The sequence below is a fragment of the Chryseobacterium sp. CS2K3 genome, from assembly GCF_059515185.1.
In genome coordinates, this window is sequence record NZ_JCAKRW010000008.1 from 87,177 (window position 1) to 100,357 (window position 13,181).

Below are 13,181 nucleotides of genomic sequence, written 5' to 3' on the forward strand. Positions count from 1 at the left end.
CATGCCTGTGCTTTCCAGTGTCATCTTAGCCAATTACTGTATTTTCCAGCTTATTCCAAACATAAAGTTCGTTCCTGCCTGAGCGAAATAAGATGCGCTGCCTTCATAAACAGATCCGTTATTCACATATTTCTTATTGAATAAATTATTTACCAGTAATTTCAGTGCAATATCATTATTAGCGATTTTAAACTGATACTGCGCATTAAAATCTGTCAGGAAATAATCTTTAAGCTGTAAATTTTGATCCTCCGTATTGTCCAGGTATTGTTTTCCAACATATTGATTTGTTAATGCAAACTGGAAATTCTGAGTCGGATTGAATTTTATTCCCAAATTGGCAATAACGTTTGGCGAAAATGAAATCTGTGTATTTCCTAAGCTTACCGGAACATCTGTACCTTTAATATTAAAATCCTGATTCCTGTTTTGGCTTAGGCTGACATTACCTGTAACTTCCCATTGTTTTGAGAGTTTTGCCAAAGCACCTACTTCAATACCTCTTCTGTAACTTTTCCCTGAATTGGTTCTGATAAATGCTCCTACATTATTAAGCTGTCCATTCAAAACCAATTGATTGACATAGTACATATAATAAAGATTCGCTGTTAAAGATAAAAAGCCAAACTGCTTTTCCAAACCAGCTTCAAAATCGTGAAGTTTTTCAGGTTTAACGTCATTATTTGCCATTAAATCTTCTCTGTTGGGTTCACGGTGAGCATGAGCATAAGATAAAAATACTTTTCCGCCATTGATCTTATAATTTACTCCAGCTTTTGGATTAAAGAACAACCAGTTTTTATCAAGATTGGCACCTTCACCATCTCCAGCTGTGATGATTTTCGTATTGTAGTTTATACTTCTAAGCTGCAAATCTCCAAAAAACTCAAAATTATCCATTCTGAACAACGCCTTTGCAAAACCAGATACTTCATTTTTCACTGAGCGGTTTCTGTAATATTCACTTTCATTAATCTGTGGAAAAAATACACCGGTAACATTTCCATAGTGTCTTCCATAATACTGATTCGCTACGGCTCCAAAATTCAAATCAAGATTTTCAAATTTTCCGTAAAGTGTTGATACCACTCCATAAAAGTCGTTATTCAGCATTTTCTTTCTTATAAAATCTGAATATTTAATGGTTTCTCCAGCCTCTATAATATTGGGTAAATTATATTTTGAAAAAGCATATCCCTGTTTATAATTATCGTAATATCCTCTTCCTTTTGTATAATGAAAGGTCGTTTCAAGGTTCCAGCGGTCAGTGAATTTCTGTTCCCAAAGCAACTGATAATGATTTTGTCTGTAATTATCGGTCTCATTATCATAGAAACCTATAATATTTTTATAATCAGCATCATAAATTGCTCCTGAAGCATTGAATTTAGGATTGGTTTCCAACATCTGTTTACTGATTCCGTTCCATGCCTGGTAAGTTTTTTCTTTACCTCCAAATGCCATTAGGCGTAGCTTGGTTTTTCCTTCTTCAAATAAAGCAGTAAAGTTATAAGAATGAAGATCAGAAAATGCTCTGTCAATATATCCGTCTGAATGAATACGGGTATATCTTCCCATTACAGAAAGACGGTTTTTCCAGAATTTCCCGGAACCTACTTCCGCTGAATATTTATATGTATTAAAGGAACCATAGCTGTCATCTGTTTTGAAATAGAACTTTTCTTCAGGTTCTTTTGAAATCACATTGATACTTGCGCCAAACGCCGATACCCCGTTGTTAGAAGTTCCTACTCCCCTTTGAATGACAATTTGTGATGCGGAACTCGTCAAATCCGGAACATTCACAAAAAAGGTCCCCTGACTTTCGGAATCATTATAAGGAACACCATTCATCATCACATTGATTGCCGATCCTGATACTCCACGAATTCTAAATCCTGTATATCCTACCCCGTTTCCGGCATCTGATGTAGAGATAATGGATGTTTGATTTTTTAAAAGAATAGGAAGATCCTGTCCTAAGTTTCTACCGTCTAAATCTTTCTGAACATTAATAATTTCCTTAGCAACAGGAAGTCTTTTCGTAAAGTTTACCGCTTCAATTTCCCTGATTTTCAGAGAATCCTTATTTTGAGCCTGGATAAAAGCCACAGAGGCTACGCTTAGCCCTAAAAAAAATAATCCTTTCATTCTATAAATCTTTAACATTTAATGAATAAAAGGGGATCGATAAGATATTATACAAATTCGCCCCTCCATGGAGACGATGTCCCTAAACAGCATTACCTGTTCCAGGTTCGGTGGGTATAATCTCAGCCTGTAAAAGCACCCCTTTATTTCAGCCGCGAAATTACGAAAAATATATGAATGTAAAATTCGGGATACAGGATATTGGGTTGAGAGACGAATTATTCATCATTCTTTACTCAATTCTATATGCTAGTATGTTTTATTATTGGCATCAATGTAATAGTAATTTTTTCCGTCTTTGGTTACTTCAAACATCTTTCCAAGTTTCCAGCTGAAGTTTCTTTTAATGTTTGCATATTCAAAAGGAATTATAATTTTATTATTAACATCAATAACTCCGAATTTATCATTATTGGAAGCTACAATCATAGGATCAGCAACATCATCTCCTTCCATGATATAAAGATACTGGTATTGAGGATAGATCTGATATTGTCTGTAATCTGCGGCATTTACAAACTTTGATTTTTCAATAATACCATAGAATCCGTTTAAGATATATGCCTGAAATAACTGATGCTTATATTCTGCAAACTTACATTTCCCAAGATCGGAATCTTTAAACTGATAAACTCTTTTCCCAGATTGATCCACACGATAGGAAATCATATCTTTCTCTACCGTTGCATAGTCTCCTGTCCCAAATTTCCTCACTTTTTCATTGGGAGAATTCAATAGGTTACAATCTTCATAAAAAAATACAGCAATATGATATTCAGGTTGAATAATGAATTTTCCGTTTTGATTGATATATCCAAATTTATCGCCTTTCTTTTTAGGAATAAGTAAAGGCAGATCTTTGTTTATAACTACAAGATCAGGATTATGTCTGGACACCGTATTTCCTTTTTTCATCGGGGTCTTCACAGCATTTTTCACACCGATTTTCTTAACAGATTTAGTCTGTGAAAAAACGGAAATCGAAATAAAAACGAACAAAACATTCAGGATACTTTTCATATTCATCATTTGTTTACAAAAATACGACCAAAAATAGATATTATAAAATTCATATTTATAAAGAATCTAAATAAATTAACTCTGTTAAAAAATTAAAAATTCGTAATTTTGGGGGACAATTTGAATGAGTAAATAATTTTAAAAAACTTTAAAAGAAAGACGTAGACTATACGCTCTTTGGCTGGTTCATATTGCATTCCAAAATGCAAGAGTTCAAATTGTTATTAAAGTGGATCGGAAAAGGAGAAATGACAGCTTTCACAACTGTTGTATACATCTACTCTGAAAAGTGAAAGACTTCTATTATGAATATTTATAAGGATTACATCAAAGAGATTGAAGAAAGAAAAGGCCAGGGGCTTCATCCAAAGCCAATTGATGGTGCTGAATTACTAAGCGAAATTATTGCACAGATTAAAGATTCAGATAATGCAGACAGGGCAGACTCTCTTAAATTTTTCATTTATAACACCTTACCGGGAACAACAAGCGCAGCAAGCGTAAAAGCTAAATTCTTAAAGGAAATCATTTTAGGTGAATCCGTAGTAGAAGAAATATCTCCTGCATTTGCTTTCGAATTATTATCTCACATGAAAGGAGGTAAATCAATCGAAGTATTATTAGATCTAGCTTTAGGTAACGATGCTGACATCGCTCAACAAGCTGCAGAAGTTCTTAAAACACAGGTTTTCCTTTACGAAGCAGATACTACCCGTTTAAAAGAAGCATACAATAGCGGTAACGAGATCGCAAAAGAAATCTTAGAAAGCTATGCAAAAGCAGAATTCTTCACTAAACTTCCTGAGGTTGCAGAAGAAATCAAAGTAGTTACTTTCATTGCTGGTGAAGGTGATATTTCAACAGATTTACTTTCTCCTGGTAACCAGGCTCACTCAAGATCAGACCGTGAACTTCATGGAAAATGTATGATCACTCCTCAGGCGCAGGAAGAAATAAAAGCTTTACAGGCTCAACATCCTGATGCCAGCGTTATGCTTATTGCTGAAAAAGGAACAATGGGGGTAGGTTCATCCAGAATGTCAGGGGTAAACAACGTTGCTTTATGGACAGGTAAACAAGCAAGCCCATATGTACCATTCGTGAATATCGCTCCAATTGTAGGAGGAACAAACGGTATCTCTCCAATCTTCCTTACTACGGTAGACGTTACCGGAGGTATTGGTATTGACCTTAAAAACTGGGTAAAGAAAGTAGACGAAAACGGAAACGTTGTTCGTAATGAAAATGGTGAAGTAGTTCTTGAAGAAGCTTATTCAGTAGCTACAGGAACTGTTTTAACAATTAATACAAAAGAAAAGAAATTATATAACGGGGACAAAGAACTGATTGACCTTACCAAGTCTTTCACTCCGCAAAAGATGGAATTTATCAAAGCCGGAGGTTCTTATGCCATTGTTTTTGGTAAAAAACTACAAACATTTGCAGCTCAGACATTAGGTATTGAAGCGCCTGTTGTTTTTGCTCCGTCAAAAGAGATTTCTCACGAAGGACAAGGTCTTACAGCTGTAGAAAAAATCTTCAACAGAAATGCTGTAGGAACAACACCAGGAAAAGTATTACACGCAGGTTCTGATGTACGTGTAAAAGTGAATATCGTTGGTTCTCAGGATACGACAGGTCTTATGACTTCTCAGGAACTTGAATCAATGGCGGCAACTGTAATTTCTCCAACTGTTGATGGTGCTTACCAATCAGGTTGTCACACTGCTTCAGTTTGGGATAAGAAAGCTCAGGCAAATATTCCTAAATTAATGAAATTCATGAACGATTTCGGTTTGATCACTGCACGTGACCCGAAAGGTGAATACCACGCTATGACAGACGTTATTCACAAAGTTCTTAACGATATTACGGTAGACGAGTGGGCAATCATCATTGGAGGTGACTCTCACACAAGAATGTCTAAAGGAGTTGCTTTCGGAGCAGACTCAGGAACCGTTGCTCTTGCATTAGCTACCGGTGAAGCATCTATGCCAATCCCGGAATCTGTAAAAGTAACATTCAAAGGTGAAATGAAGCCTCACATGGATTTCCGTGATGTAGTACATGCTACTCAGGCTCAGATGTTGAAGCAATTCGGAGGAGAAAACGTATTCCAGGGAAGAATCATTGAGGTTCACATCGGAACACTTCCTGCTGACCAGGCATTCACATTTACAGACTGGACGGCTGAAATGAAAGCAAAAGCGTCTATCAACATTTCTGAAGACAATACATTGATCGAATCACTGGAAATTGCTAAAGGCAGAATCCAGATCATGATCGACAAAGGAATGGACAACCATAACAAAGTTCTTCAAGGATTAATTGATAAGGCTAATAAAAGAATTGAAGAGATCAAGTCAGGTGAAAAACCAGCGTTGACTCCAGATTCCAATGCTAAATATTATGCTGAAGTTGTTGTAGACCTTGATGTAATCGTAGAACCTATGATTGCTGACCCGGATGTAAATAACGAAGATGTATCTAAGAGATACACTCACGATACCATCAGAGATCTTTCTTACTATGGAGGTGAGAAAAAAGTAGATCTTGGTTTCGTAGGATCTTGTATGGTTCACAAAGGAGACTTAAAAATCGTTTCACAGATGTTGAGAAACCTTGAAAAACAACAAGGTAAAGTAGAATTCAATGCTCCTCTTGTGGTAGCAGCTCCTACTTATAATATCATTGACGAATTAAAAGCTGAAGGAGACTGGGAATTATTAGAAAAATACTCAGGATTCGAATTTAACGACAATGCGCCTAAAGGTGAAGCTCGTACAGAATATGAAAATGTCATGTATCTTGAGCGTCCTGGATGTAACCTTTGTATGGGTAACCAGGAAAAAGCAGCTAAAGGTGATACTGTATTAGCAACTTCAACCCGTCTTTTCCAAGGAAGAGTAGTAGAAGATTCTGAACGTAAAAAAGGAGAATCTCTATTAGCATCTACACCTGTAGTTGTATTATCCGCTATTATCGGACGTATTCCTAGCATCGATGAGTACAAGGCTGCAGTTGAAGGTATTGACCTGACTACTTTTGTACCTTCTATCAAAGAATTGACAAGTACACACGCACACTAACAGCGTTACATAAGTCGCAAGGCTTTTGAAATATAAATGGAAGATTTTAGTCCTTAAGGATTTAAAATCTTCCATTTTTTGTTTAGAATGTTTCCATTTTAATATGAATACAATTTTTTTCTCACAAAATTCCAAAAACAAAATCTATTTTTTCTTAAATTGAAAGTTATAAAATCTCTCAGTTTTAAAAGTAAAATCGCTCTATTTATGCATTATAGGAACGTTTTTTGATGTATAAAAATGATTTTTCTTTTTCAAAATCCGGAGAAAGAAACATTAAATGGAAAAAGAACAGAATAAAAACTAAATTAAAATATGACTTTTGATATTGATATGATCAAAAAGGTGTACGAGCGTTACCCTGAAAGAATTGCAGCAGCAAGACAAATTGTGGGAAAACCTCTTACCCTTTCAGAAAAAATCCTTTACACCCACCTTTGGGAAGGAAATGCGACACAAGCACATGAAAGAGGAAACTCTTATGTAGATTTTGCACCGGACAGAGTAGCAATGCAGGATGCGACTGCGCAAATGGCACTTTTACAATTTATGCAGGCTGGAAAAGCTAAAGTAGCAGTTCCTTCAACTGCACATGCGGATCACCTGATCCAGGCAAAAGTAGGTGCTGATAAAGATTTACAGGAAGGGATCAACAAAAATTCCGAGGTATTCAATTTCCTGAGCTCTGTATGTGATAAATACGGAATCGGGTTCTGGAAGCCGGGAGCAGGTATTATTCACCAGGTTGTATTGGAAAACTATGCTTTTCCTGGAGGAATGATGATCGGAACTGACTCACACACTGTAAACGCCGGAGGACTAGGAATGGTAGCAATCGGTGTAGGAGGTGCTGATGCAGTAGATGTAATGGCAGGAATGGCTTGGGAGCTTAAAATGCCTAAACTTATCGGGGTTAAATTAACCGGTAGAATGAACGGATGGACGTCTGCTAAAGATGTTATCTTAAAAGTAGCCGGAATCCTTACCGTAAAAGGAGGTACAGGATGTATCGTAGAGTATTTCGGTGAAGGTGCGGAATCTCTTTCTGCAACGGGTAAAGGTACTATCTGTAACATGGGTGCAGAAATCGGAGCTACAACTTCTACTTTCGGATATGATGATTCAATGAGAAGATATCTGGCTGCTACAGGAAGACAGGATGTAGTAGATGCAGCGGATAAAATTGCGGAACACTTAACAGGTGATGCTGAAGTATATGCAAACCCTGAACAATATTTTGATCAATTAATAGAGATCAACCTTTCTGAGTTGACTCCTCACTTAAATGGTCCTTTCACTCCAGACTTAGCGACTCCAGTTGCTGAATTCAGAGCTAAAGCCGAAGCAAACGGATGGCCTTTAGAGGTTGAATGGGCACTTATCGGTTCTTGTACCAACTCTTCTTATGAAGATTTATCAAGAGCTGCTTCTATTGTAGAAGATGCCGTATCTAAAGGGGTAAAACCTAAAGCTATTTTAGGGATCAATCCAGGTTCTGAGCAGGTAAAATTTACTGCTGAAAGAGACGGTTTCTTAGATTCTTTCAGAAAATTTGAAAACGCAAGAATCTTTACCAACGCTTGCGGACCATGTATCGGACAATGGGACAGAGAAGGTGCGGAAAAAGGAGAGAAAAACTCTATTATTCACTCTTTCAACAGAAACTTTGCAAAAAGAGCTGACGGTAACCCTAATACCCATGCATTTGTAGCTTCTCCGGAAATGGTAGCTGCTGTTGCGATCTCAGGTAGACTGGATTTCAACCCGATTACTGATACTTTAACAAATGAAGCTGGTGAGCAGGTAAAACTTGACGAGCCTAAAGGATACGAACTTCCTTCAAAAGGTTTTGCAGTAGATGACAACGGATACCAGGCTCCATCTGAAGATGGTTCTAGTGTTGTTGTTAACGTAAGCCCTACTTCAGACAGACTTCAGTTATTAGAAGAATTCCCTGCTTGGGATGGTAAAAACATTGAAGGTGCTAAGGTATTGATCAAAGCTTTCGGAAAATGTACTACCGACCATATTTCTATGGCTGGACCATGGCTGAAATACAGAGGTCACCTTGACAATATTTCAAACAACATGTTAATCGGAGCTGTAAATGCTTACAACATGGAAACCAACCACGTTAAAAATGAATTAACAGGTGAGTATGGTGAAGTTCCTGCCGTACAGAGAGCTTATAAAGCTGCAGGTGTTCCGACAATTGTTGTAGGAGATCAAAACTATGGTGAAGGTTCTTCAAGAGAGCACGCAGCCATGGAACCAAGACACCTTGGTGTAAAAGCTGTATTGGTAAAATCATTTGCAAGAATTCACGAAACAAACCTTAAAAAACAAGGAATGCTAGGAATTACTTTTGCTAATGAAGCTGACTATGATAAAATTCAGGAAGATGACACTGTTAACTTCTTAGATCTTGACCAGTTTGCGCCAGGAAAACAACTGACTTTAGAATTCATTCACAAAGATGGAACTAAAGATATCATCATGGCAAACCATACTTATAACGATCAGCAAATCGAGTGGTTTAAAGCTGGTTCTGCTCTGAACCTGATTAAACAACAAGAGAAATAATAAGAATTAATTGTTAGATCGATTAATGATAAAAAGGCGGCTTCTATTGAAGTCGTCTTTTTTATTTCTACTACAGTATAATAACACACTCATATTTATTCATAAAGCTATAAATTTGAATAGTAGCGGGCTAAAGTCCCGCTTTCATAACTAACAATTCCAAGGGCTTTAGCTAAAAAATCTGCTTGATTTTTTAATCTCACGCAGATTTTATTGATTACGCAGATTCTTAATGGTTTTATACTTCTAAACCTTATAGGTTTTTGAAACCTATAAGGTTTGATCCCTTATTTTATTTTAATCGCTCTAACAGATTCGCTCTATAACTATCTCCTATCGGAATTTCCTGTTCTGATAACAACAGCTTTTTAGCACCAATACTTTTGATCTTATCCAGGTTAATGATGAAAGATTTATGAATCCTTACAAATTTCTCAGAAAGCTGATTCTCCATAGATTTAAGGGTATCCAGAACGATATATTCCTCGGAAATGGTACGGATATTTACATAATCTTTGATGCTTTCAATATAGAGGATTTCATTAAAACTGATGCGATGCTGCTGCCCTGATGATTTAACGAAAAAATAAGTATCTTCTTCCTGAAAAGAAAACCGCTCCTTGGCTTTCATAGCACTTTTAAGAAAACGGTCAAAAGAGATGGGTTTCAGAAGATAATCTACAATATTATGCTCATAGCCTTCCAAAGCATATTCTGAATAAGCTGTTGTTAAAATATACTTTTGTTTGGCTCCTACAACTTTCATAAAATTAATTCCGGTAAGCTCAGGCATCTGGATATCCAAAAAAATAAGATCTGAATCATTATTCTGAATATATTCTAGTGCATCAATAGGATTTTCTGTAGACAAAACCAGCTCAAGAAAAGGTATTTTCTGTACATACTGCTCCAGAAGTGAAATGCCCAGAGGTTCGTCATCAACAATGATACATTTTATTTTACTCATCCCGCAAATCAATTATTAAATCTACAATAAATTCTGTTTCGGAATCTTTAATACTCAACTCATGCTTTGGATATAATATCTCCAGTCTTTTTTTCACATTCTGAATCCCAATTCCGGAAACTGAATCTTTCATTTTATCTTTATTAAAGTTTAAAAGATAAAAATGCAGTACTTTATCCTGCTCGAAAATTTTCAGTTCAAACCCTTTCCCACGAAGATCTCCATGTTTAAAAGCATTTTCAACAAATGGAACCAGAAGCATCGGTGAAATATTCAAATGAGGATGCTCAATATTTTTTTCCACAAGAATTAATTCCGGATTTCTGAGTCTCAACTTTTCAAGTTCAATTAAACTGTCGATGTAACCAATCTCTTTATCCAGAGAAATTGAGTCTTTTTCAAGATCTTTTGTACTGTATCTCAATAGCTGTCCCAGCTCTTCGATAGCAGGTAATGCCTTTTCTGATTTCTGATACACCAATGAATAAATGTTATTTAATGTATTGAAGATAAAATGAGGATTAATCTGGGTTTTTAAAGCTTTTAGCTCTGCATTTTTCTTTTCCTCCACTAGCTGAAGCCTCTCAGCATCAAGCGAAGAATATATTTTAAATAAAGAAAAAACGGTGCTTATAAAAATAGGAGTCACACTATTGTAAATATTATCGAAAAAATAATACCAGAACTCTGTCCCTTCCGGATAATTACCGAATCCCTGGAAATACTGTAACAGAATCTCCTCCGTAAGATAGCGCACCAAAACAAAGCAGGTTACACTAATCACAAAACCAATAATAGTCTTATACAGTTTCTTGATATCGAAAAACCGATGAACAATAAAAAAGTAGTTGAAATAAAAACATATAAAGCTGGTCATGAAGTAGGTTAATCCAAAGATAAGATGCTCTTTATTAAAAATAAAATAAGGAATAATAATAGTTCCCACAAAATACATCATCCAATAGAAGAGATGCAGAAAAAGCAGCTGTTTTTGTTTCATAACACAAAAATAGCAGATACACCTCATCAAAAAGCTAGTTTTCGATAAACGGACTTATTTTATCGACAAAAATGATCTTACAGGCTAAATCTCCCCTTTTATCTAAAGGCTATTTCAGGAGAAAGCCATGACCAATACCTTTGCTATACAAAATAATAAAACAGGGTCTGATACACTCATGAAACAACATACTCTTCTTATCGCTACTTTATTAAGTTCTTTTGCATCAGGACAAACGAAAGATTCTGCCAACCAAGTAAAAACGATTGAAACGGTAACGGTAAACGGTAAAAAAGCTTTAGTAGATCGTAAAGTAGACCGTCTTGTTTATAATGTTCAAAACTCAATGTTATCAAACGGAAGCAGTGGGACTGAAATACTTTCAAGCACTCCCCTGCTTAAAGTAGATGAAGACAAAGGAATTATTTCAATTGCCGGAAAAAATAGTGTTTCAGTAATGGTGAATGATAGAATGCTTAATCTTTCCGGAGCGGAGCTTACGAATTACCTGAAGAATCTCCGTTCTGAAAATATCCTGAAGATTGAAGTAATTACCACTCCGCCTGCAAAATATGAGGCTCAGGGAAATAGTGGAATCGTCAATATTGTACTAAAAAAGAATGTAAATCTTGGGTGGAGTGGCTATTTAAATACTTATTATCACCAAAGAACTTACGGTAGCTTTGGTGATGCAACAGGAATTAATTATCAGAATAAAAAGGTAAAGGCTACATTGAAATTTCAGGGATTTGATACCGCAAAACGTACTGTAGAAAACTATCAGATTGTAGGGAAAGAATCATCTTACAGCAGAGATGAAAGAAAAGATATGTATAAAGGACTAGACCTTAATGCCAATGTTGATTACTCTCTTTCTGATACATCTACAATAGGATTCATCTATGACATTACCAAAGGTGATATTGATATGGATATCTATTCAACCCAAAATTATTTCACCGGAAATATGCCAACACTATTAACAGAAACGGATTCTAAGCATCGTTCTGCTTTTACCACACAAATGTTAAATACTTATTTCGATCATAAATTTGGAGACCATAAATTGAGTCTGGGATATAATTATTATGGAAATACACCGGATACTCAGGTCAACTTTATCACTACAGATCTTTCTGATCAGTCTAAAGAAACGGTTCGAAACCTGTCCGCTGTAGATTACAAAATCTCTTCTGCACAGGCAGATCTCACATTAAATCTTAAAAAGTTACAGGTAGAAACTGGTGCTAAATTCAGTCAGTTTTCTAACAAATCAGATATTGAATATTTTGATCTGAAAAACAATAATTATGAAATTGATCCTGGTAAAACCAATCAGTTTGAATATGATGAAAAAAATTACGCTACCTATTTTAGCGCCAGCAAAGATTTTGGAGAAAAATGGTCAGCTAAATTGGGTATACGTTATGAATATGTTCAAACCAACAGCATCTCTCCTACTGCACAATCCCAGACTGACAACAATTATGGAAAGTTCTTTCCTTCTGCGTATCTGTCTTATAAAGCCAATAGCAGTAATTTGTTCAGCATTAACTACTCCAGAAGAATTAACCGTCCGAATTTCCATTCCCTGAATCCTTTCAGATGGTATTCTAATCCGCGCAGCTATTCTACAGGAAACCCAGAGTTACAGCCTTCTTTCAATGACAATATTGAGCTTAATTATATTTTTAAAAATAAGTTTTCTGCCAATGCATATTATCAAAGAACAACAAATAATTCGGGACAAATCTTGTTTCTGAACAAAAAAGCTGTTACCAGCAGTTATTATAATTACTACAATCAGAATACTTATGGCATTAATTTCACTTATACAGATACCTTTTTTAAATTCTGGGAAACCAATATCTCTACTTCTTTCAGTTATAATGAAACACAGATTACGAAATTCAATCTTATTCCAAAAAGTGGACAGTCATTTTATTATTCTTTAAAAAACACTTTTCAGCTCAATAAAGCAAAAAAAATTTTTTTATTCGTGAACTATTGGGAAACATTACCATCCAGAGATGGAAATACTTATCAAAAAAACATGGGAAGTCTTGATGCCGGAATAAAAATAAGATTTATGGAAAAAGCATTACAGGTTAATCTTTCAGTGACTGATATTTTTAAACAAGGCAAATTTATAGGAGACGCTTATTATGCTGATAACACTCAATCTTTTAATAATTATTGGGATGCAAGAAGGCTTACTCTAAGTATAACTTATGATTTTGGAAATCAGAAAGTTAAATCCGACACCAGAGCAGTAAATTTTGAAGAAAAACAAAGAGCTCAATAACCTAAAAACTTTTAACCTTCTCTATACAAAAACTAATAACCATGAGAGTTTGTAATTAAAAAAGAG

At 35.6% G+C, this 13,181-nt stretch carries 7 protein-coding genes; 3 read left to right on the top strand and 4 right to left on the bottom strand.

The window, feature by feature from the left end:
• Positions 1-33: 33 nt before the first annotated feature.
• Positions 34-2,151, bottom strand: coding sequence for a TonB-dependent receptor (locus AC5YGG_RS14685; RefSeq protein ID WP_496145219.1), 2,118 nt, complete (start codon positions 2,149-2,151; stop codon positions 34-36).
• 249 nt (positions 2,152-2,400) lie between these two features.
• A complete protein-coding gene (locus tag AC5YGG_RS14690) occupies positions 2,401-3,171 on the bottom strand; it encodes a WG repeat-containing protein (RefSeq protein WP_496145220.1) in 771 nt (256 codons plus the stop codon).
• Positions 3,172-3,476: 305 nt separating this feature from the next.
• On the opposite strand from AC5YGG_RS14690, the gene AC5YGG_RS14695 reads away from it, so the two are divergent.
• The gene (locus AC5YGG_RS14695; RefSeq protein WP_496145221.1) at positions 3,477-6,260 is read left to right on the top strand and encodes a bifunctional aconitate hydratase 2/2-methylisocitrate dehydratase; all 2,784 of its coding nucleotides are present in this window, start codon (positions 3,477-3,479) and stop codon (positions 6,258-6,260) included.
• 315 nt (positions 6,261-6,575) lie between these two features.
• Positions 6,576-8,843, top strand: a complete 2,268-nt coding sequence (locus AC5YGG_RS14700) for an aconitate hydratase (RefSeq protein WP_496145222.1) — start codon at positions 6,576-6,578, stop codon at positions 8,841-8,843.
• Between the two features lie 292 nt (positions 8,844-9,135).
• Here AC5YGG_RS14700 and AC5YGG_RS14705 read toward each other — a convergent pair whose 3' ends face one another.
• Together AC5YGG_RS14705 and AC5YGG_RS14710 are read right to left on the bottom strand one after the other, a co-directional pair.
• Positions 9,136-9,810: a LytR/AlgR family response regulator transcription factor gene (locus AC5YGG_RS14705; protein ID WP_496145223.1), complete on the bottom strand. Its 675-nt coding sequence runs from the start codon at positions 9,808-9,810 to the stop codon at positions 9,136-9,138.
• The gene (locus tag AC5YGG_RS14710; protein WP_496145224.1) at positions 9,803-10,810 is read right to left on the bottom strand and encodes a sensor histidine kinase; all 1,008 of its coding nucleotides are present in this window, start codon (positions 10,808-10,810) and stop codon (positions 9,803-9,805) included. Before AC5YGG_RS14710 ends, AC5YGG_RS14705 begins: the two co-directional genes overlap by 8 nt.
• 127 nt (positions 10,811-10,937) lie before the next feature.
• Here AC5YGG_RS14710 and AC5YGG_RS14715 point away from each other — a divergent pair, with 127 nt between their 5' ends.
• Positions 10,938-13,115, top strand: a complete 2,178-nt coding sequence (locus AC5YGG_RS14715; protein ID WP_496145225.1) for a TonB-dependent receptor domain-containing protein — start codon at positions 10,938-10,940, stop codon at positions 13,113-13,115.
• Positions 13,116-13,181 lie beyond the last annotated feature (66 nt).